The sequence below is a fragment of the Actinomycetospora aeridis genome, from assembly GCF_037400275.1.
Classification (GTDB): domain Bacteria; phylum Actinomycetota; class Actinomycetes; order Mycobacteriales; family Pseudonocardiaceae; genus Actinomycetospora; species Actinomycetospora aeridis.
On record NZ_JBBEGL010000004.1, the window covers coordinates 376,359 to 397,723 of the forward strand.

Annotated in this window: 16 protein-coding genes; 4 read left to right on the plus strand and 12 right to left on the minus strand. The window is 76.0% G+C overall.

Annotated features, from left to right (window positions below; translation table 11 throughout):
- Positions 1–72: 72 nt before the first annotated feature.
- The 4 genes from WCD41_RS16470 to WCD41_RS16485 all read right to left on the minus strand — a co-directional run bounded on the left by WCD41_RS16470 (position 73) and on the right by WCD41_RS16485 (position 3,961).
- Positions 73–1,422, minus strand: coding sequence for a UDP-glucose dehydrogenase family protein (locus WCD41_RS16470; protein ID WP_337714549.1), 1,350 nt, complete (start codon positions 1,420–1,422; stop codon positions 73–75).
- A gap of 64 nt (positions 1,423–1,486) precedes the next feature.
- Positions 1,487–2,980, minus strand: a complete 1,494-nt coding sequence (locus WCD41_RS16475) for a PepSY-associated TM helix domain-containing protein (protein ID WP_337714550.1) — start codon at positions 2,978–2,980, stop codon at positions 1,487–1,489.
- Positions 2,981–3,017: 37 nt separating this feature from the next.
- Positions 3,018–3,692 (minus strand): DUF5134 domain-containing protein, encoded by a 675-nt coding sequence (locus tag WCD41_RS16480; RefSeq protein WP_337714551.1) that lies wholly within the window; start codon positions 3,690–3,692, stop codon positions 3,018–3,020.
- Positions 3,689–3,961, minus strand: a complete 273-nt coding sequence (locus tag WCD41_RS16485; RefSeq protein ID WP_337714552.1) for a hypothetical protein — start codon at positions 3,959–3,961, stop codon at positions 3,689–3,691. Before WCD41_RS16485 ends, WCD41_RS16480 begins: the two co-directional genes overlap by 4 nt.
- Positions 3,962–4,239: 278 nt before the next feature.
- On the opposite strand from WCD41_RS16485, the gene WCD41_RS16490 reads away from it, so the two are divergent.
- The 4 genes from WCD41_RS16490 (at position 4,240) to WCD41_RS16505 (ending at position 8,349) form a co-directional block, all read left to right on the plus strand.
- On the plus strand, positions 4,240–4,797 hold the full coding sequence (locus tag WCD41_RS16490) for a sigma-70 family RNA polymerase sigma factor (protein ID WP_337714553.1): 558 nt from the start codon (positions 4,240–4,242) through the stop codon (positions 4,795–4,797).
- Positions 4,794–5,597, plus strand: a complete 804-nt coding sequence (locus WCD41_RS16495; RefSeq protein WP_337714555.1) for a zf-HC2 domain-containing protein — start codon at positions 4,794–4,796, stop codon at positions 5,595–5,597. The genes WCD41_RS16490 and WCD41_RS16495 overlap by 4 nt, the downstream gene beginning before the upstream one ends.
- Positions 5,578–7,479: a cytochrome c oxidase assembly protein gene (locus tag WCD41_RS16500; protein WP_337714556.1), complete on the plus strand. Its 1,902-nt coding sequence runs from the start codon at positions 5,578–5,580 to the stop codon at positions 7,477–7,479. The genes WCD41_RS16495 and WCD41_RS16500 overlap by 20 nt, the downstream gene beginning before the upstream one ends.
- Positions 7,480–7,620: 141 nt before the next feature.
- Positions 7,621–8,349, plus strand: coding sequence for a DsbA family protein (locus WCD41_RS16505; protein ID WP_337714557.1), 729 nt, complete (start codon positions 7,621–7,623; stop codon positions 8,347–8,349).
- An 82-nt stretch (positions 8,350–8,431) separates the two neighbouring features.
- Here the strand turns inward: WCD41_RS16505 and WCD41_RS16510 are convergent, their stop codons facing one another.
- The 8 genes from WCD41_RS16510 to WCD41_RS16545 all read right to left on the minus strand — a co-directional run bounded on the left by WCD41_RS16510 (position 8,432) and on the right by WCD41_RS16545 (position 21,087).
- Positions 8,432–10,624, minus strand: coding sequence for a heavy metal translocating P-type ATPase (locus WCD41_RS16510; RefSeq protein ID WP_337714558.1), 2,193 nt, complete (start codon positions 10,622–10,624; stop codon positions 8,432–8,434).
- The gene (locus WCD41_RS16515) at positions 10,621–11,241 is read right to left on the minus strand and encodes a vitamin K epoxide reductase family protein (RefSeq protein ID WP_337714559.1); all 621 of its coding nucleotides are present in this window, start codon (positions 11,239–11,241) and stop codon (positions 10,621–10,623) included. Before WCD41_RS16515 ends, WCD41_RS16510 begins: the two co-directional genes overlap by 4 nt.
- Before the next feature lie 101 nt (positions 11,242–11,342).
- Complete coding sequence (locus WCD41_RS16520; protein WP_337714560.1) at positions 11,343–12,656, minus strand: beta-galactosidase; 1,314 nt, start codon at positions 12,654–12,656, stop codon at positions 11,343–11,345.
- Positions 12,653–13,834 carry an acyltransferase family protein gene (locus WCD41_RS16525; protein ID WP_337714561.1) on the minus strand — a complete coding sequence of 394 codons (1,182 nt, stop codon included), beginning with the start codon at positions 13,832–13,834 and terminating at the stop codon, positions 12,653–12,655. Before WCD41_RS16525 ends, WCD41_RS16520 begins: the two co-directional genes overlap by 4 nt.
- Positions 13,831–15,618, minus strand: coding sequence for an ArnT family glycosyltransferase (locus tag WCD41_RS16530; protein WP_337714562.1), 1,788 nt, complete (start codon positions 15,616–15,618; stop codon positions 13,831–13,833). The genes WCD41_RS16525 and WCD41_RS16530 overlap by 4 nt, the downstream gene beginning before the upstream one ends.
- Positions 15,615–18,458, minus strand: coding sequence for a glycosyltransferase family 4 protein (locus WCD41_RS16535; protein WP_337714563.1), 2,844 nt, complete (start codon positions 18,456–18,458; stop codon positions 15,615–15,617). Before WCD41_RS16535 ends, WCD41_RS16530 begins: the two co-directional genes overlap by 4 nt.
- Positions 18,455–20,017, minus strand: a complete 1,563-nt coding sequence (locus WCD41_RS16540; RefSeq protein ID WP_337714564.1) for a glycosyltransferase family 4 protein — start codon at positions 20,015–20,017, stop codon at positions 18,455–18,457. Before WCD41_RS16540 ends, WCD41_RS16535 begins: the two co-directional genes overlap by 4 nt.
- The gene (locus tag WCD41_RS16545) at positions 20,014–21,087 is read right to left on the minus strand and encodes a glycosyltransferase (protein ID WP_337714871.1); all 1,074 of its coding nucleotides are present in this window, start codon (positions 21,085–21,087) and stop codon (positions 20,014–20,016) included. Before WCD41_RS16545 ends, WCD41_RS16540 begins: the two co-directional genes overlap by 4 nt.
- Between the last annotated feature and the right edge of the window lie 278 nt (positions 21,088–21,365).

Below are 21,365 nucleotides of genomic sequence, written 5' to 3' on the forward strand. Positions count from 1 at the left end.
CCCCGACGTACCCGTCAACCGTAAGCGGGCGCCGAGCGCCGGGCCAGACCCGGCCCGGGCACGACGCGGCGCTCAGGCCTCGCGGCGGCCGAGGCCGATGCCGGTCAGGCCGGCGCGGCGCAGGGTGGCGGGGTCGAGCAGGTTGCGGGTGTCGACCACGATGGGCTGCTTCATCACCCCGGCCAGCGCGACCCAGTCCAGGGTCCGGAACACCGGCCACTCGGTGAGCACCACCAGCGCCTCCACCCCCTGCGCGACCTCCATGGGGTCCGACACCAGGGTCACACCGTCGATCTCCGCCGGGGCGTCTTCCGCACCGGACAGCGCCGGGTCGTAGCCCACCAGCTCCGCCCCCGCCTGGCGCAGCAACGCCGCGATCGCCAACGCCGGCGAGTCCCGCAGATCGTCGGTACCCGCCTTGAACGTCAACCCCAGAAGCCCCAGCCGCACCCGCGTCAACGACCCCGCACGCCTGCCCGTCACGGCGTGCCGCACCTTGTCCACGATCCGCTGCCGCTGCCGGGTGTTCGTGTCGATCGTCGCCCGCAACAACCGGAACTCGAAGTCCGCCGCGTCCGCCACCTGCAACAACGCGTGCGTGTCCTTCGGCAGGCACGACCCGCCCCACCCCGGACCCGGCGACAGGAACGCCTGCCCGATCCGCCGGTCGTACCCCAGACCCTCGGTCACATCCGTGATGTCCGCCCCGACCCGCTCGCACAGCTCGGCCATCGCGTTCACGTACGACAGCTTCATCGCCAGGAAGCAGTTCGCCGCGTACTTCAACAGCTCCGCCGACGCCGCATCGGTCAGCACCGTCGGCGCACCCAACCGCGCGTACAACGCCGCCACCCGCTCCGCGGCCTCCGCGGTGTCACACCCCACCACGATCCGGTCCGGGTTCAGGAAGTCGTGCACCGCCGAACCCTCACGCAGGAACTCCGGGTTCGACACCACCGACACATCCGCCCGGTCCAGCAGCTCCATCGTCCGCGCCGCCGTCCCCACCGGCACCGTCGACTTGTTCACCACCACCGTGCCCCCGGCCAGCAGCTCCCGGGTCTCCTCGACCACGGCCTCCACCGCCCGCAGATCCGCCACCCCACCGACACCCATCGGCGTCGGCAGACACAGGAACACGATCTCCGCGTCGAGATCGACCCCGTCCGACCCACCCGGGAACGCCGACGACACCCCCGACGCCGCCCCCACCACGAACGACAACCGCCCCGCCGAGACCTGCTCGACCACCATCTCCGACAGACCCGGCTCCACGATGTCCACCACACCGCGACGCAGCCGCTCCACCTTCGCGGTGTCGATGTCCGCGCAGACGACCTGGTGCCCCAACGACGCCAGACACGCCCCGGTCGTCAACCCGACGTAACCCGTCCCCACCACCGCCACCCGACGCGTGAACACGGCGCTCCCCCTCAGGTCCTCTGGACCGACGGTCTCGATCGATACCGGGCGCCACGCTGCCAGATCACGCTCCGCGCCCGTGGTGCCGGTCCGGCCTACGGCGGACGGGGTCCTCCGCGGCGGGGACGGTGTCCCGGGCGGGCTCCGGCGGACCGCCCGTCCGCCGACGGTCCAGCAGCGACTCGAGCAGCAGGAACACCAGCAGCGACGCACCGAGCAGCGGCAGGGCGACCCCGACCGCGATCGTCACCACGACGACCCCGGCCAGCTGCGGACGCGGCAGGGAGCGCAGCACGCCGTCGGCCGGCACGTGCCCGGGGCGCCGCCCCGGCCCGCGCCGCCACCACAGCACGTACCCCCAGACGACCATGCAGGCGAGCCCGGCGGCGAGCACCGCGAGCACGACCTGGTTGGCCACGCCGAACAGGTAGCCCATGTGCGCGTCGATCCCGTAGGTGGCGAGCTGGGCGGCCAGGGGCCAGTCGGCGAAGCGCACGACGTCGGTGACCTGCCCGGTGGCGGGGTCGAGCGCGATCGCGTCGTGCTCCTCGGGCCAGGTGCGGTCGATCTGGGTGACGGTGGTCGCCGCGCCGGGCTCCTCGCCCGGCGTGATCTCGACGAGCCCGTCGAGACCGTGGTCGGCGGCGACGCGGGCGGCCAGGTCGTAGGACGACGGGGACGCCTCGGCCGCGCTCGTGCCGGGCGTGCCGCCGTGGTCGGCGTGCGCCCCGGCCTCGGGGACGACGCCGGTGGTCCCGGGCAGCGCGGACGCGGGTTCGGGGGTCTCCCAGGACAGCTGCTCGCGCAGGGCGCCGATGTTCTCCCCGGCGTAGGTCGACCACGTGAGACCGGTGGCCGAGAGGAACAGCAGCCCGATCGCGGCCCAGAGCCCCACCACGGCGTGCCACGAGAGCAGCCGCGCCCGGCGCCCGCCCGAGACGCGCGGTACGAGCAGGGCCGCCGCCCGCTCCGTGCGTCGCCGGCGGATCAGGCCCACCCACAGCGCGAGCCCGGCGAGCACGAGCACCCACAGCCACGACGCCGCGAGCTCCGTGTAGAGGCGGCCGGCGTCGCCGAGGTGCAGGTTGCGGTGCAGCTGGTCGACCCAGGCGCGCAGCGGCATCGCCTGCCCGGACCCGTAGGTCTCGAGCACGCCGCGCAGGTCGCCGGTGTGGGGGTCGACGAACGCCGTCCGGTAGGACGACTCGGGCAGGGCCGGGTCGTTCGCGATCACCTGCGTGCTGTCGGTGGGCGTCGGACCGGGGCGCACGGAGCGCAGCTCGGTCCCCGGCATCGCGTCCATGCCGACGCGGACCTGGTCGGCCAGCGGGACCTGCGCCTCCGATGCCGGCACGGTGAGCTCGTCGCGGTAGACGACCGGCTCGAGCGACGGCATCAGCGTGTAGACGAGGCCCGTCAGCGCCGCCACCAGCAGGAACGGCCCCACCAGCACGCCGGCCCAGAAGTGGATGCGCAGCACGAGGGGACGCAGCAGCGCCCAGGTGCCGCGCTCCGGCGCCCGGTCGGGCGCAGCATCGGGCTGCTCGACGACGGTCACGGGAAGCCTCTCGGGGAGCTGAGGGGGCCGGGGTGGGTCAGTGCACGAGCAGCATCAGGGCCATCCCGGCCCCGGTGACGGCCTGGCAGCCGAGCTGCACGGCGGGGGCGTCGACGACGCGGCCGACGCGCGCCATCGGTCCGGGCGCGCCGCCGCCCCCGGCGGTGACGAGCACCGCCGACGACGAGCGCACGAGCTGCCCGACGGTCAGGGCGGTGTGCACGAGCAGGTAGACCGCGAGCCCGAACGCGACGGCCTGCAGCGCCAGCGGGGAGCCCGCCGCGCCGCCGTGGCCCGCGTGCCCGCCCGCGTCCATCCCGGCCATCGCGCCGCCGCTCGGCACCATCGCCACGTACATGACGGCCATGGCGGCGTTGCTCAGCAGCAGGTGGGTGGGGTGGGCGGCGCACCGGTCGCCGCCGATGGCCGAACCCAGCGCGATCCCGCGCGACCGCAGGGCGACCAGCCGGACCGTCCACGCCGCGCCCAGCACGGCGAAGGCCACCGCGCCCGCGACCGGCGGCACGAGGTCCGTCGTCGCGGGCAGCACCATCGCCGCCATCCCGAGGCTCATCACGACGTGGTTCGCCTCGGACGCCGTCGCGGCGCCCTCGTGCCGACCCCGGCGTCGCCACAGGCTCGCGACGCACAGCACCGCCGCCGCGAGGAAGAGCGCCGCGAGGAACCCGGCGACGGGGGCGGGAAGGCTCACCGGGGGCCCGCGGCACGCAGCGGAGCGGAGCTGCCGCCGGATACTGCGAGGAGCTCGTCGAGCACGCCGTTGCGGGCGTCGTCGACGATCACCGCGAGCTGCGCGACGCTCATGCGGATGGCCTGGCCGAAGTCGTCGGTGATGACCACCCGGCGGTCCTCGTCCGCGGCGGGATCGAGGTAGAGCTCCGGGCAGCCGCACGAGCACTGGCCGCAGAACGTCGTGACGTGCTGCAGACCGCTCGTCGGCAGCGGCGCGTGGTCGGTCATGCCGGTCCTCCGTGGATGGATGTCCGTGGCTCGCGCGAACGGTAGTGGGGTCGGTGCGGCCGCACGTCTCTCACCTTGCTGCCCCGACCCGCCGTGCCCGGTCGGAGCAGCGTTCTCAGGTGTGGGCCCGCGTCTTCTCATCCGGCCCGGGGGCCTACCGTCGGAGGAGCACGGTAGGGAGCGTCCCGGGCCCGGCGGAGCCCGTTGTCGCCACGGTCACGCCCGGGAACTCCGGGGCCCCGCGCGACGACCCCGTGCGTGGGAGAGAGGAGGCCCCGGTGGACGACGCGAGCATCACCGCGCTGGCGCTGCGCGCCCGGGAGGGTGATCGCGCCGCGGCCGGGGAGTTCGTCGCCGCCACCCAGCACCAGGTCTGGCGGCTGCTCGGGCACCTCGCCGACCCGGGCTCCGCCGAGGAGCTCGCCCAGGAGACCTACGAGCGCGCGCTCGGGTCGCTGCGCCGCTACCGGGGCGACGCCCCGGCGCGGAGCTGGCTGCTCTCGATCGCGCGCCGGGTCGCCGCCGACCACCTGCGCCGTCGCGCCCGCCGCCCGGTGGCGCCCGCCGAACCGGCCGAGGACGACCACCCGCTGGGCCGCGCCCCGCAGCCCGACCCCGCGGAGTCGGCCGCCGTGCGCGACGCGCTCGCCGCCCTCGACGCCGACCGTCGCGAGGCGTTCGTGCTCACCCAGATGATCGGGCTGAGCTACGAGGACGCCGCTGGGGTGTGCGGGTGCCCGATCGGCACGATCCGCTCGCGCGTCGCCCGGGCCCGCGCCGACCTCGTCGTCGCCCTCGGCGAGCCCGGGGCCGAGCGGGCGCATCGCAGCGGGTGAACACCGGCGGGAACTCCGACGACCCCCGCGGCGACCAGCACGGCATGGCCAGCTCCTCCGACTGCGACACCTGCCGGGAGGCGGTGTCGGCCGCGCTCGACGGCGAGGCCGGCCCCGAGGAGCGGGCCCGGGTCGACGCGCACCTCGCCGGCTGCGCGGCCTGCCGGGCGTGGCAGCGCGACGCGGAGGCCGTGACGCGCCGCGCCCGCACGGGTGTGGTGGTCGGGGGGCCGGACCTCGTCGCCCGGGTCGTGGACGCCGCCCCGGGACCGCGGGTGCGCTGGCGGGGCGTCACCGCCCGCGCGGGGCTCGCGGCCGTGGGGCTGGCGCAGGCGGTGCTCGGGCTGGTGGGGCTGGTCGGCGCGACGACCGCCGCGGCGACCCACGCGGGGCACGGGTCCGACCCGCTCATGGTGCTCGGCGCCGGGATGGCGCACGCGGCGCACGAGAGCGCGGCGTGGAACCTGGCCCTCGGCGTCGCCTTCGTCGCCGGCGCGCTGTGGACGCGCCACCTCGCCGGCCTGATGCCCGTGCTCGGGGCGTTCATCGCGGTGCTCGCGGTGCTCTCGGGCATCGACCTCGTCGCCGGGCGCGTCGAGCCCGCCCGCGTCGTGTCCCACCTCGTGGTCGTCGCGGGCTTCCTGCTGGGGCTCGCGGTGGTGCGGACCGTCCCGCGCCCCGGCGCCGGCCCGAGCCCGGGTGCGCGGTGGCGCTCCCGTCCCGACGACCTGCCAGTGGCGCCCGACGGCCCGCGCGCCACCGTCCCGACCCCCTGGGAGCGTGAGTCCGACGTCGCCTGACCGCCGGGCCGTCCTCGTGATCCCGGCGCTGCTGGTCGCCGGCGTCGTCGTGGTGTTCGCCGTCCTCCGCGGGGACCTGCCGGCGGTCGCGCTCGGGGTCACCGCGCCGCCGCCCGCGCTCCAGGTGACGACGCCCCTGGCGCGCCTGGTGGTCCTGCTGGCGTCGGGTGCGACCCTCGGCGGGCTCGTGGGCGCGGTCGTCGCCCGGTCCTCGCGCGACGGGGCCCTCGGGGCGCACGCCTACGCGGCGGTGCGCTGGGCGGGCGGCGCCGCGACCGTCTGGGCCGTCGGCGCCCTCGCCGCGGCCGTGCTCACGGTGCTGACGGGTACCGGCAGCAGCACGCGCATCCTCACCGAGCCCGACGCGTTCCTCGCCGCCGCGGGCGCGCTCGAGGAGCCGGCCGGCTTCCTCGTCGCCGCCGTCCTCGCGGCCGTGGTGGCCGTGCTCTGCCGAGTGACGCTGTCGTGGCGCACCACGGTCGGCGCGCTGCCGCTCGCCGTGCTCGGCGTCGTCGCCCCGGCCGTGACCGGGCAGGTGGCGAGCGCGCGCGGGGGCCACGACATCGCCACCGACGCCGCCGCCGTGGCGGCCGTCGCCGCCGCCGTGTGGCTCGGCCTCGCCCTGCTCGAGACCGTGCAGCCGGGTCGGGACGCCCCCGGGCGGGCTCGCCCGATCGCCCTGGTCGCGGCGGGCACGACGGTGGCAGGCGTCGTCGTCGCGGAGTCCGTCCTCGTGCGCGGCGCGTGGTTCTCCGGACTCCACGGCCCGGTCGCCCTGCTGCAGCTCACCCTCCTCGTGGTGGCCGCGGTGCTCACCGCGCGCGGGCGGGTCCCGGGGCCGGCGGTGGCGGCGCTGCTCGTGCCCGCCGTGGGGCTCGGGGCGGTGCTCGCCACCGAGCTCCCGCGGGCCCTCACCGAACCGGTGCTCACGACCGTCGAGGGGATCCAGGACGCCGCCCTGGGCTACCGGCTCGACCCCCCGACCGTGCTGGGCCTGCTCGGTCCCGGGCGGCTCAACCTGCTGTGGGTCGTGGTCGCCGCGGTGCTCGCCGCGACGTACCTGGGCGGGGTGCGGCGGCTGCGCGCTCGCGGCGACGCGTGGCCCCTCGGACGGACGTGGTCGTGGCTCGCGGGGTGCGCCCTGCTGGTCTGGGCGACGAGCTCGGGGCTCGGGGCGCACTCGATGGCGACCTTCAGCGTGCACATGGGCGTGCACATGCTGCTGTCGATGGGCGTGCCGATCCTGCTGGTGCTCGGCGGGCCGGTGACGCTGGCCCTGCGCGCGCTGCCGACCGGGGACGACGGGCCGCGCGCGTGGCTGCTCTCGCTGCTCGACGCGCCGCTGACCCGTGCCCTGACCCACCCGCTCGTGGCGCTCGCGCTGTTCGTCGGCTCGTTCTACGCGCTGTACCTCTCCCCGATCTACGCCGCGGCGCTGCCCTACCACTGGGCGCACCAGCTGATGTTCGCGCACTTCATGATCACCGGGGCGCTGTTCTTCTGGCCGATCATCGGCGTGGACCGCCCGCCGCGCCCGCTGCCCCACCTCGGGCGGCTGGCGATGCTGCTGGCGTCGATGCCGTTCCACGCGTTCTTCGCCGTCGCCCTCATGAGCACCGACGTGGTGATCGGGCAGGCGTTCTTCGGGCAGGTGGCGCTGCCGTGGGTGACCGACCTGCTCGCCGACCAGCGCCTCGGCGGCGGCATCGCGTGGGCGTCGGGAGAGGCGCCGCTGGTGGTCGTCCTGCTCGTGCTGCTCGTGCAGTGGTCGCGCGCCGACAGCCGCGACGCGACCCGCCGCGACCGTCACGCCGACCGCGACGGCGACGCCGAACTGGCCGCCTGGAACGCGATGCTCGCCGACCTCGCCCGCCGCCGCTGACGTGTCCGCGGCGTGGCGTCGCTGACGTCCAGTGTCCGTAACGCCACGTCGATCACCGGGAACCAGCACCCCGCGCCGGGCGACCTGCACCCCCGACGCCGCACACTCGTCGGCGTCCACGACACGAGGAGGTCCCCCCGGATGGCGACGCGCCCGAAGCGCCCGGCACCGAAGAAGTCCACGGCGTCCCGGATGCCGACGATCGTGGCGGTCGTCGTCGTGGTCCTCGTCGCGGCGGTGGTCTTCGGCGGCGTCTTCCTCTCCGGCAACTCCTCCGAGAGCGCCGGTCCCGCCGCGGTCGCGGTGACCCCGGCCCCCGCGCAGTACACGACGACCGTCGCCGACGGCGTCGTCACCGCAGGCGGACCGGCGCCCCACACCCTTGACCTCTACGAGGACGCCCTCTGCCCCGCCTGCCAGGCCTTCGAGCAGCGCGAGGGCGACCGCATCGCCCAGGCCGTCGCCGCGGGACGCGTGCAGGTCCGCTACCACCTCGTGAACCTGCTCGACCAGCGCTCCTCCCCGCCCGGTTACTCCTCGGCGGCCGGCAACGCGATGATCTGCGCGGCCGAGAGCAACGCCTTCCCGGCCGTGCACACGAGCCTCTACGCCGCCCAGCCGCCCGAGGGCGCGCTCGGCTACGACACCGGCCAGCTGATCGACCTCGGGCAGCGCGCGGGCGCCGGCCCGGGGTACGCCGAGTGCGTCACCAACGGCCGCCACCTCGGCGAGGTCGCCGTCAACTTCCAGAACGCCTCGAACGACCCGGCGCTGCAGCAGCAGGGCTCCTTCGGGACGCCGACGATCGTGCTCGACGGCCGCCGCATCGACGCCGGCTCGCCCGAGCTGGACCCGGTGCTCGCCGGCTGACGGTGTCGGAGCGAGGGTCACCGTGGCTGCGTCCCACGCAGCGAGGGTGACCCTCGCTCCCCCTCGGCGAGCCCCGGACGGGTCACCGACCCCGCAGGCGCAGGCTGGAGGTGACGACGAGCAGGGATGACAGGGCCATCGCCAGTCCCGCGAGCAGCGGGTTGAGCAGGCCGGCGACGGCGAGGGGCACCGCGGCGACGTTGTAGCCGAACGCCCAGCCGAGGTTGACGCGGATCGTGCGGTGGGTGGCGCGCGCGAGCGCCAGGGCCTCGGGGACGGCGGTGAGGTCGTCGCGCACGAGGATGACGTCGGCGGCGTCGAGGGCGACGTCGGTGCCCGTGCCCACCGCGAGGCCGAGGTCCGCGGCGGCGAGGGCGGGGCCGTCGTTGACGCCGTCGCCGACCATGGCCACCACCGCGCCCGCGGCGCGCCGCTCGGCGAGGAACGCGAGCTTGCCCTCGGGCAGCACGCCGGCGACGACCTCGTCGATCCCGACGGCGTCGGCCACGTAGCGCGCCGCCCGCTCGTGGTCGCCGGAGAGCAGCACCGGGTGCAGACCGGCCTGACGCAGAGCCGCGACGGCCGGGGCCGCACTGGGCTTCACCTCGTCGGCAAGCACCACCGCTCCCTGCACCGCGGAGTCCCACCCCACGGCGACGACGGTGTGCCCGGCCTCCTCGGCCTCCGCCCACGGCCCGGCCAGCGAGGACGGGATCGTGCCCACCAGGTCCGGGCGCCCCACGGTGACGGTCACCCCGTCGACGACCCCCCGCGCGCCCAGCCCGGGCAGCGCCTCGAAGTCCGCGGGCTCGTCGACGTCGGCCGGACCGGCAGCCACGACCGCTGAGGCGATCGCATGCTCCGACCCCCGCTCGACGGCGGCGGCCCGAGCCAGGACGAAGTCGCCCCCGAGGACGGCGACCACGGTCATGCGTCCCGTGGTCAGCGTCCCGGTCTTGTCCAGCACCACGGTGTCGACGCGGCGGCTGGTCTCCAGCGCGTGGTGGCCCTTGAGGAAGATGCCCCGTCGCGCGCCGCGCCCGGAGGCCACGACCATCGCCATCGGCGTCGCCAGCCCGAGCGCGCACGGGCAGGCGATCACGAGCACCGCGAGCGCCGGGGAGAACGCGCCCGCCGCCCCGGCGCCGGCGAGCCACCACCCCAGCGCGGTCAGCACGGCCAGCACCACGACCGCCGGCACGAACCACGCCGAGATCCGGTCGACGAGACGCTGCACGTCGGCCTTGTCGGCGCGCGCGTCGCGGACCAGCCGCACCATCCCGGCCAGCGCGGTGGCCTCGCCCACCGCGGTCGCCTCGACCACGAGCCGGCCCGAGACCGCGACCGTGCCGCCGACCACCCGGTCGCCGACCTCCGCGTCGGACGGCACCGGCTCGCCGGTGAGCATGCTGCGGTCGACCGCCGAGCGGCCCGCGACGACCCGACCGTCCGCGGCGACCTTCTCGCCGGGCCGCACCAGGAAGCGCGTCCCGACGGCGAGCGACGCCACCGGCACCCGCGTCTCGGTCCCGTCGTCGGCGAGCACCGTGACGTCCCGCGCGGCCAGGCGCGCGAGCGCGGCCAGCGCGTCCCCGGACGCCCGGCGCGCGCGGCGCTCGACGTAGCGGCCCGCGAGCACGAACGTCGTCACCCCGGCCGCGACCTCGAGGTACACCGGCCCGCTCGGGTGCAGCAGCAGGTCCCAGGTGCTCGCGGCCGGCCCCTCCGGGACGCCCCCCAGCACCGCCCCCACCGACCACACCGTCGCCGCGACGATGCCCAGCGAGACCAGCGTGTCCATCGACGTCGTGCCGTGGCGCAGCCCGGCGAGTGCGCGCCGGTGCAGCGGCCACGCCGACCACAGCACCACCGGCGCGGCGAGCACCGCCAGCAGCAGCTCCCAGCCCGGGAAGCGCAGCGAGGGCACCGCGGTCATGACGAGCGCGAGGTCGGCCACCGGCAGGAACAGCGCCGCGGCGACGACCAGCCGGCGCCAGAGGTCGCGCAGCTCCGCGTCCTCGGCCCCGGGCTCCTCGTCGGCGTCGGCGGGGCGCGCGGGCCGGGCCGTGTACCCGAGCTTCGCGACGGTGTCGACGACGGTCGTCGTGGTGACGTCCGGTGAGTCGATGACGACGCGGGCGCTGTCGCCGGCGAGGTCCACGGTCGCCACCACGCCGTCGAGACGGTTGAGCCGGCGCTCGATCCGCGACGCGCAGGACGCGCACGTCATGCCCCCGATGTCGAGATCGAGGACGTCGCCCGCGGGAGCACTCACAGCCCCACCAGCCCGGCCGCCCAGGCGGGGAACGTCGCGACGATCGCCACGACGATCGCGAGGTACCAGGCCGCGAGCCCCCAGCCGTGGCGCCGCAGCGTCGCCGGCTCGCCGCCGAGGGTGCCGGCGCGCAGGTTGTGCACGGTGACGAACCAGAACATCGCGATCACCGCGACCCAGGCCACCATGCACCACGGGCACAGGGCGTGGATCACCGCGAGGCTCTGGACGATCAGCCAGTGGACGAACAGCAGCCCGGCCGTGGTCCCGGCCTGCAGGCTCCACCACACCCAGCGGGGCAGCGTCACGCCGCCGAGCACCAGGGCGCCGAGAGCCGCCGCGACGGGGAAGGTCGCGAGGCCGATCACGGGGTTCGGGAAGCCCAGCAGCGACGCCTGCCAGGTCCGCATGATCGTCCCGCACGACAGCACCGGGTCGATGCTGCAGGACGGCACGAACGTCGGGTCGGCGAGCAGCGCCAGCTTGTCGAGCAGCAGCACCAGCGACACGACGGCGCCCGCCAGGCCGCCGACCAGCAGTACGGCACCGACGCCGACACCGACAACGGCCGGGCGGGGCGCCGCGACCTCCGGGGCGTCGGCGACCGGCGTGTCCACCCCCCGATCGTCCTCCCGCGCGACGGGCAGGGCCTCCGTGGGGGCTGTTCGGCTGACCACGTGCTGCTGGTCGTCGCCGGCCGCGTCCCGGTTCCCGCGATCTACGGAGACGTGATCGCCCCGACGTAGTCCGCGAGCGTCACCCCGGAGCGCGGGGTGTGCAGGTCCTCCTCGAACGCCAGAGTGAACGCCGCGAGACCGCACGACCGCGCGTAGGCCGGGGCCCGGCGGACCTGCTCGCGCTCGGAGTCGGAGTCGGCGCTCCCACCCGTCGTCTCCCCGGGTGGCCCGGGGTTCTCGCCGACGACGGGCAGCCCGGCGCGCGCGGCCTGGGCGCGGGTGAACCGCAGGTTGGACCACCGCTCCACGCGCACGGTCGGGTCGAGCGCGACGCCGGGGTCCTCGGGACGGCAGTCGTCCTCGGGCGGGTCGAGGGCCCGCGCGCGGACGGCGGTGGCGTCGTCCACCGACGTCAGGTCGACGACGACGGGGCCGGGCACGGCGGCGGCGATCCCGGGCAGGGCGGCGACGTGGTCCAGGCCGCGGTACAGCGAGCCGTCGCGGTCGCCGTGCCCGTCGAGCAGCGACCCGACGGCCACGGACCGGTCGGCGGGCAGGACCCCGCGCCCCGGCACCGGCAGGTGCACCTCGCCGGTGAACCCGGCGCCGCGCAGCACGCGGGCCTGCGCCGCGAGCGCCTCGACCAGCGCGCCCGAGTACCAGCCGAACCACTCCCCCGCGCCCCGCGCCGTGGCCGTGCCGCCCGACCACTGCGCGGAGCCCGGCACCCAGCCCGGCATCGGGGTCGACCGCTGCCCGGGGGCGAGGCCGGCGCCGGTCTGGGCGGCCTCCCCGAACGCCCACCAGGAGGTCACGCCGTACCCGGACTCGTGCGGGCCCGGGTAGCCGATCTCGCCGGCCGCGCTCGTGCCGACCCGGAGGCCGGTGAGGCGCGCCGCGGGGACGGCGGCGACGAGGCGGGTGAGGTAGTCGTCGAGCGCCGCGCGGGGTGCGGCGGCGAACACGAGGTCGACGCCACCGGTGCGCGGGACGCCGCCGTGCTGGTCGCGCAGGAGCGCGTCGGGCAGCTCGCGGACCCACGACGGCGGGTACTGCGCGCCCGACCCGAGCACCACCCGCATCCCCGCGTCCAGGCACCGCGTGATCCGGGCCGCGAGTCCCGTCGCCTCGTCCGGGGAGAACGCGCCGGGGCGGGGCTGCAGCCGGTCCCAGTGGGCGTCGACCACCACCATCGACAGGCCCGCCCGCCGCTGCTCGGCGAGCCGGTCGGGGGCGCAGGTCGAGTCGACGACACCCCAGGAGGGGTCGGGGACGGCGGGTTCGGCGGACGGGCAGGCCGCGCCGGCGAGCAGCAGCACCCCGACGAGGACCGGTGCGAGCGCCGCGAGCCTCACCGTCCCGACCGCGACGGCTCCTCGACGGCGGTCTCCGTCTTCTCCTCCACCGACGCCGTCGGCGCCTTCGCCGGACGCTTGACGAGCGCCCGCATGATCCGCTGTCCCGGCTTCTCGACGAGCACGAACGCGAGCCACCCGCACACCGCGACGCCGAGGAGCAGCAGGCCGATCCCGAGCCAGCCCCACGCGCCGGGGAAGGTCCGCGGGTTGATCACCAGCGACGCCCCGAGCAGCCACGGCACGTGGGTCAGGAAGATCGCCACGCTGATCTCGCCGAACACCATGCTGAAGCGCGTCGAGAGCATGCGGTCGAGCCACCCGCGCTCCTCGCCCAGCGCGAGCACCACCAGGCCCACCACGGGCAGCGCGTACATCGTGGAGAGCCCGACGTTCGACGTCAGCACGATCAGCCCGAAGCCGAGCACCGCGAGCGGTCCCGTGACGCGCCCGACGAGCTCGGGCACGCGCCGGTCGACGTGGACGAGCTGCTGCAGGCACGCCCCGGCCAGGAAGAACCCGAGCGCGCGGGGCAGCGGCATGCCGTAGGTGATCGTGCCGTCGTCGAAACCGATGATCGTGTAGGAGACCAGCGGGATCGCGCACGCCACGAGGTAGCCCGCGAGGCACGCCCAGCGGCTGCGCAGCAGGAGCACCACCGGCTGGAGCAGGGGCAGCAGCAGGTAGCAGAACCACTCCGCCGAGAGCGACCACACCGGGCCGTTCCAGGTCAGCGAGTCCGCGCCGCCCCAGCCCGAGGTGAGCGTGATCTGGCGGAGCAGGTCGATCCCGAGGTCGCCGCCGTGCGGGATCTCCCGCCCGACCAGCCGGGCGCCGAGGACGGCCCCGACGAGCGCCGCGAGCACGGCGAGGTGCACCGGGTAGAAGCGCGAGAGCCGCGCCCACAGGAACTTCCCGAACACCCCCCAGCCCGGCCACCGCGCGAAGACCTTGCGGTAGCCCGCGGTGACCACGAAGCCGGACAGGACGAAGAACAGGTCCAGCGCGACGTAGGCGTGGTGCCAGATCGGCAGGAAGAACGGGGCGGTGACCGGTGCCAGCGCGATCGCGAACGGTGCGAGGTGCACCGCGACGACCACCACGGACAGGTAGCCGCGGATGCCGACGAGGCTGCGGATCAGGCCCTTGGGCTTCCGCGTCGAGGCCGGGGCGCTCATCGCGGCGGCCCCGGCGCGACCGGCGGGGTGCCGTCGAGCGGCTGGTTGAGGTCGTAGAGCCGCAGGTCGCCCGCGGTCCGCCCGTGCGCGGTGAACACCAGCGTGTAGCGGCGCGCGAGCTCGTCGACCAGCTCCGGCGGGGCGGGGGCGAGCCCCTGCTCCGTCAGCTCCGTGGAGACCAGCGCGTAGCGGGAGAACGTCTGCCGTGCCGAGTCGACCGACGTCAGCTCGTGGATGCCGTAGCCCGGCAGCACGAACTGCGCGGTGTGCTCCCCGACCGCGACCTCGTTCTGGACATCGATGTTGGCGTACATGTACTCCACCAGCTGGTGATAGGTGTCGTCGCGCGCGGTGCGCAGGGTCGTCCAGATGACCGCCGAGGCGGCCAGCACCGCGACGACGAGGACCGTCGCGACGGTGCGCAGGAGGGCCCGCCACGACGCCATCTGCGTGACGAGCAGGGCCACGACGATCGTCGACGGCACCGCGAGCAGGTAGAACGTCTGCTCCTCGACCTCGCCGAGCCCGAACGTGTAGACGATCGCGCCCAGCACCCCGGCCAGCCAGCAGGTCAGCAGGCCGAGGTCGTCGCACTCGCCGCGGCGCGCGTGGGTGCCCTGCCGGCGCCGCTTGCCGGGCCGGCTCGACTTCTTGGGCCTGCCCACCCGCAGCGAGCGCCAGCCCATCAGCAGCAGGTAGGTCGAGTAGGTGACCGCGACGCCGATGAGCAGGTACGACGGGAAGAACCAGACGCCCTGGGCCAGCAGCCGGTCGGTGAACGACGACGCGTGCGGGGCGTTGAAGCCGGTCTGCTTGATGACGCCGATCGCGCGCAGCGTCCCGGCGATCGTCTGGTCGAACCAGGGAGCGACGTTGCCGGTGGCGACGACCCAGCCGATGTAGGTCGTGTACACCGAGGCCTGCACGGCGAGGACGCCGACGGCCTCCTTGCGCCGCAGCCCCCACGACATCACGAACATGAGCACGAGCGGGAACGCGGTGATCAGCGCCGCGGTGCTCTTCGTGGTGATCGCGAGCCCCCAGAAGAGGCCGCCGACCACGAGCCACGTCCAGCGCGCCGGGCGCGTCGCCCGGTCGACCGCGACGAGCAGCGCGAGGACCCCGGCGAGGATGCCGAACATCATCGGCGCCTCGAGCATGAGGCGGGAGTCGAAGCGCACCACGAACGGGTCGAGCGCGTAGACCAGCCCGGCCACCAGCGAGGCCCAGGGCCCCACGACGCGGCGGGCGATCCCGACGACGAGCACGACGTTCACGCCGGCGAACATCAGCTCGATGGGCCGCAGCCCGAGCACGAAGTCGACGGTCATGTGCGGCACGGGCTCGCCGATGAACCAGCCGAACAGCGCGAACAGCAGCGGCGGGTGCAGGAAGAACGGCTCGTCGAACAGCTGCGGCCCGACACCCGCGGCGAACGAGTTGCCGACGTCGGCGTACTGGATCTCGTCCATGAACAGCTCGTACGCCGACGCCTGGTGCCAGGCGCGCAGCGCGACGGTCGCGCCGGCGAGCAGCACCAGCAGCAGCCAGAACGCGACCTGCCGCAGCACCCCGGGGACCGTCCCGCCGCGGCGCTCGCGCGCCCGGACGGTGCGCGGCGCGTCCTCCGGCGGCGGGTCCCCCTCCGGGCGCTCGAGGATCTCCGGGCCGGCATCCGGGTCGCGCTCCGGGTGCAGCGTGCGGGTGATCGGGTCGCGCGCGGGCTGCTCGGCGAGCGACACGAATTCCGAGAGCGCGCCGGTGCGGGTGGCGCCGGCCGTCACGGACGCTCCTCGACGTCCCGCGGGCCCAGGTCTCGCGGGTTCAGGGCCAGCACCGCCCGCGGGAAGCTCTCGGTCGAGGGCCCGGCGTCGAAGTGCGCGACCCCGGTCCAGCGCGGCTCCGGGCGGGGGCGCGGGGGCAGGCCCGCGGCGTCGCGCAGCACGTCCTCCTGCGCGCGCGCCAGCGCGTCCCAGTCGTGCTTCGAGGCCAGGATCGCGCCGAGCTCGGCGGCCTGTTCACGCAGGACGTCGCAGACGGCCACGGTGCGGATCGCGGTGGCGAGCGCGGCGACGTCGGTGGCGTGCTCGTCGGTGTAGGGCACGAGGACCCCGGCCCGGGACTCGACGACCTCCCGCAGGCAGGGGATGTCGTAGGCGACGACCGCGGTGCCGCAGGCCAGCGCCTCCGCGGCGACGATGCCGAACGTCTCGAACCGCGACGGCACGACGACGAGCCGCGCGTTGGCCAGGAGGTCGTACTTGGCCTCCCCGGCGCACCAGCCGAGGAAGTGGACGCTGTCGCCGACGCCGTGCCGGCTCGCCCGCTCGCGCAGGGCGTCCTCGTCGGGCCCGGTCCCGGCGAGCACGAGGCTCCCGCCGACCTTGCCCGCGATCCGCGCCCACGCGTCGATGAGCAGGTCGAGGCCCTTCTGCGCGGTCTCCAGGCGCCCCACGAACACGATGTCGTAGCCGGGGCCGCGACGCCGCGGACGGAACGCGGCCTCGTCGACGCCGTTGCCGATGACCGACACCTCGGCGCCGGGGTGGATCTCCAGCAGGGCGTCGGCGACACCCTGCGACATGCCGACGAGCTGCCGGTGGCTGCGCACCCCGGCCCGCTCGACCCAGTGCAGCGGCAGCTTGTACTGCTCGGCCTTCTCCCGGGCGTTGAGCCACTGGACGATCCCGACGGTCGGCGCCGGCGAGAACCGCGGCACCGACAGCGACGAGATCGGGGCGAAGAAGTCCTCGATCACGACGTCGGCGTCGATGCTGCGGGCCGCGAACGGCAGGCCCACCACGTAGCCGAGCAGGCGGGTCAGGCGGTTCGCGCCGCGGCCGATCCCGAGGTGCACCCAGCGCAGCGAGCCGTCGCCGTAGTACTCGGTGCGGTTGCGGGCGCCGGGGAAGGTCTGCGTGACGACCGTGAGCCGGTGCCCCGCGGCGGCGAGCCGCTGGTCGATCTCCGCGGTGCGCTTGGCCCCGCCGCCCGCGCCCGGCATCTCCGGGTCCTCGAACGCGAGGTGCAGCACGTGCAGGCCGCCCGGCGCGGGCCGCAGCTCGCCCTTGGGGTCGGCGGCGGCGCGGAGCCGCCCAGAGATCGTCGGGAGCCCGACGACGAGGACGCCGACGAGGCCCACCGCGACCAGCCAGCCGACGAGCGAGTGGCGGGTCGCGACCAGCGCCCCGACGACGACGCCGGCCCACAGCAGGCCCCGGAGCGCGGCACGCAGGAGCCCGGCGCCCGCGCGGCCGGCGCGCGGGCGACGGCTCGCGCCGAGGAGAACGAGCACCAGCGCCCCGGCGACCGCGCCGATCGCGGTGCCGACGGCCAGGCCCGGGGCCCCGTCGCGCAGGCCCAGCGCGACGCCGGCGCCCAGCGCGGCCGCGGCGAGCACGAGGCCCAGGCCGAGGCGCCCCCGCTCGCCGTCCGAGACCGCGAGCAGCAGCGTCGCCACCACCGTCGTCGCGCCCAGCCCGAGCCCGGCCACGGCCAGCGGCCCGAGCAGCGCCAGCGACGGCGTGTAGGCCGGCGGGAGGACGAGCCCGACGATGACGGGCGGCACGGTGGCCACCACGGCCGCCGCGGGCACGGCGAGCCGGACGAAGGTCGACAGGGCGTCGCGCAGCACGCGGTCGCGGGCCTCGCGCGCCGCCCGACCGTCCTCGTGGCGCATGGCCCGCAGGACGGGGAAGCTCACGAGCGCCGTGCCGACGGCGACGTAGACGGGAGCTTTTGCCAGCGTCGCGACGGCCTGGTAGCCGGCGGCGGGCACGACGCCCACCTGCGCGTCGGCGGCGGCCACGACCACGACGTCGACGACGGCCAGCCCCGAGAGCACGAGCTGCACCGCGGCGACGCCGCCGGTCTCGGCCCAGCGCGCCCGGTCGGTGAGCACGCGGCGCACGCGGGTGTGCGCCCGCTCGACGACCCGGGGCGAAGCGACGGCGACCGCGCGGCTGCCGGCGGCGAGCAGGACGACCGCGGCGCCGGCGGCGAAGGCGCCGACCGCGCCGGCGGCCCCGGCCCCGGCCGTCACGGCGCCGATGCTGACGCCGAGGCGCACCGCGACCTCGAACACGGTGAGCACCGCGTAGCGCACGAAGCGGGACTCGCCCTGCAGACGGCCCCACACCGGGGCGATCGCGAACAGCGACCAGGCCGCCACCCCGGCGGCCAGCGCGGTGGTGGCGGCCGCGAACCCCGCGACGACGGCACCGAGCACGAGGCCGACGGCGAGGCCGATGAGCACCGACACCAGGGCGGCGAAGGTCTGCGCGTCGCGGCGGGCCGGGCTGCCCGGCGGGTGCGCGCGCACGACGTGGGCGAGCGGCAGCGGCACCAGGGCCGCCGACGCCACGCCGGCGGTCCCGACGAGCGCCGCGGCGCCCGCGAACGCCGTGTACTCCGCCGGCGCGAGCAGGTGGGCCATGACGAGCGTGCAGGCGTAGCTCAGCAGGCCGACCAGGCCCGCCGACGCGGACAGCAGCGTCGCGTGGCCGCCGGTGGGTGCGGGGGTCGGCGCCGAGGGCGTGGTGCCCACCCCGGTCGCCGGTGCGGGGGCGACGGCGGCGACCGGGGGGACGATCTCGGGGGCGGACCCGGGTGCGAGGCCCGTCATCGGCCGCGTCCACGGGCGGCGGCGATCCGGCCGGAGGCGGCGCGGGACTCGACGAGGGCGGGCCCGCCGAGCAGCTCGTGACGCGACGCGAGGCGCACCCGCGGGTCCTGCGCCCCGATCCGCGCGAGGGTGGCGAGCGCGTCGACCTCGTCGCAGCCCCGCAGCAGGGCGGTGACCTCGTGGCCGCGGACCGCGCACTCGTCGGTGAGGCGCAGCGCCGACGCCGCGGCGGCCGGGTCGTCGTGGACGAAGCGCGCGAGCGTCGTCATGTCCGAGCGCGCCTGGCGGCGGGTGGCCGCGCGCCGCAGGGCCGACCGGTCGGCCGGCGGCAGGTGCGCCTCCTCCGCGCCGGAGCGGTGGAACCCGCTGATCTCGGAGACGACCACGCCGGCCATCAGCTCCGCGGTCCGGTCCCAGGAGAAGCAGCTCGTCCAGGCGCGGCAGTCGTCGGCGACCTCGCGGGCCCGGACGGGGTCGGCCAGCTCGCGCAGCACGCGCGGCAGGGCCGCGGCGAGGTCGTCGACGCCGTCGACCAGCCAGCCGGTGGCGCCGTCGACGACCGAGTCGCGGATGCCCGGGGCCCGCAGCGCGAGGCACGGCACGCCCTCGGCGGCGGCCTCCAGGACGACGCAGCCCCAGCCCTCGCCCTCCGAGGTGCTGGTGGTGAGCCACGCCGTGCTCATCAGCTCGTCGCGCTCCTCGTCGGGCAGGCGCCCGTGGAACGTCACGACCCGGCCGAGGCCGAGCTCGACCGACATCCGGCGCAGGTCCGTGAGCTCCGGGCCGCCGCCGATGACCTCGACGGCGAGATCGGGCACGTCGGGCAGGGCCGCCGACACCGCGTGCAGCAGCAGGTCGATCCGCTTGTGCGGGACGAGGCGGCTGGTGACGACGACGGTGGGGTTCGCCGCGCGTCGCTGCTCCCGCGACCCGGCCCCGGGACGCCCCGCGCACCCGTTGGGCACGACCTCGATGACGTCCCGGAACTTCAGCCGGCGCCGCAGCTCCTGGCGCGTCGAGGCGGACACCGCGACCGTCCGGCGCCCGCGGTAGACGCGGCGGGCGACGCGGCCCTCGAGCACGCGCCCGACCGCGGCGCCCGTCGTCGAGAAGCGGCTCGAGAACTGGTCCTGGTGCACGTGGTGCACGACCTGCACCACCGGCACGTCGCCGCGGGTGAACAGCGGCGAGAAGAACGGGATGCCGTTCTGGCAGTCGAGGATGGCGTCGAACCCGCCACCGCGGCGGACGAGGTCCATCGCGGCGCGCAGGTAGACCGACAGCGTGCCGCCGGCCCGCCGGATGCGGACGCCGTCGATCTCGTCGCGCGCCGACTGGCCGGCGTCGCGGGCGGTCAGCCAGGTGACCTCGGCGCCCGCGGCCGCCCAGCGCGTCGAGATCTCGTGGGCGTAGGCCTCGGCGCCGCCGGCCTGCGAGTGCCGGACGTCCCGCCAGTTCAGGACGAGGATGCGCTTGCCGGCGAGCCGGGACAGGGCGCGGCCGTCGACGAGGACGGCGGGGGCGGTCGCGGACGTCTCCGGGGCGGTGGTCGTGGTCATGCGGGGCTCCCGGCGGCGCGGAGGGCCGCGGTGGTGGTGGCGGTGGTGGCGGTGGTGGCGGCTGTGGTGGCGGACGTGGCGGTGCGGCGACGAACGCGGTGGTCCGCGGCGGCCTCGTCGAGCGGCCGTTCGGGGCGGCCCCCGCCCAGCTGGTGGTGCAGCCGCGCGACGGCGCCGAACGCCGCCAGCCCGTCGCGGACCGGGCGCAGGCTCGAGCCGGCCGCGTCGGTCCAGGTCACGGGGATCTCGACGATGCGGCCGCCGTCGTCGCGGACGTGGCGCAGCAGCTCGACGTCGAAGGCGAAGCCGACCGAGCGCGACCGCCACAGGGCCGGTTGCACGGCCGCGCGGTCGAAGAACTTGAAGCCGCACTGGGTGTCGCGCACCCCGGGCAGCAGCGGGCGCGACACCGCGCGGAAGGCGGCGCCGCCGAGGCGGCGACCCAGTGGCTGGCGCGTCGCGATCTGCGCGCCCGGCGCGTGCCGGGACCCGATCGCCGCGGCCGCACCGCCGTCGAGGGCGTCCATGACCGGCCGGAACGTCTCCAGCGGGGTCGACAGGTCGGCGTCGGTGAACCCGACGTAGCGCGAGCGGCTGGTGCGCAGGCCCCGGTAGACCGCGGCGCCCTTGCCGGCGCGCGAGCAGCCGATCGCGACGACCTCGACGCACCAGCCCGTGGCGACGTTGCACGCGCGGCCGTCGACGGCGAGGACCGACGCGGCGGTGTCGTCGACGCTGCCGTTGTCGACGACCACGACCCGCGAGGTCCACGGCTGTTCCGAGAGGAACGCGACCATCGCGGTCAGGGTCGCGGGCAGGCGCCCGGACTCGTTGTAGGCGGGGATCACGACCTCGAGGTCCACCGGGTGCCGCAGATCCTGCGGTGCGGTGGTGCTGTGGCGGTCGTAGTCCAGGAGGGCGTCGCTCGCCTCCGTCACGCGCGCCGCCACCTCGGCGACGACGGCCTCGTCGACGGCGTCCACCAGTTCCGTGCGGCCGACCCCCGCGGCCACCTCCGTCGGTCCGAGACCCCCGGACCGGCCGGGCAGCGCGGGGTGCGGCGCGGTCATGTCGCTCACCGGCTCCACTGCGTTCTGCACCTCCGAGATATCGACCAGATGGCCCAAGCCTTAACCCGTATGCCTCGGACACCTTCGACTGGTCAGCTGACGAAACCCCTGGTCGAACGGTGGTCTTCGTCCGATCGAGGTGCACCAGCCACCGGCGATTTCCCCTCGGTCGGGTGAGGCCGCGACCGGCGTGTCGTCCGCTGTCGGCCTCCGGCGTTTCGCGCGGCGGCCACCGGGCTCCCGATCGCGGGCGCCCGCTCCGGGGAGCTCGGCCTAGA

Coding starts and splice junctions, on each gene's coding strand:
- WCD41_RS16485 (WP_337714552.1), bottom strand. CDS start 3,961: ATGACCGACCACGCGCCGCTGCCGACGAGCGGTCTGCAGCACGTCACG.
- WCD41_RS16505 (WP_337714557.1), top strand. CDS start 7,621: ATGGCGACGCGCCCGAAGCGCCCGGCACCGAAGAAGTCCACGGCGTCC.
- WCD41_RS16525 (WP_337714561.1), bottom strand. CDS start 13,834: ATGAGCGCCCCGGCCTCGACGCGGAAGCCCAAGGGCCTGATCCGCAGC.
- WCD41_RS16535 (WP_337714563.1), bottom strand. CDS start 18,458: ATGACGGGCCTCGCACCCGGGTCCGCCCCCGAGATCGTCCCCCCGGTC.
- WCD41_RS16540 (WP_337714564.1), bottom strand. CDS start 20,017: ATGACCACGACCACCGCCCCGGAGACGTCCGCGACCGCCCCCGCCGTC.
- WCD41_RS16545 (WP_337714871.1), bottom strand. CDS start 21,087: ATGACCGCGCCGCACCCCGCGCTGCCCGGCCGGTCCGGGGGTCTCGGA.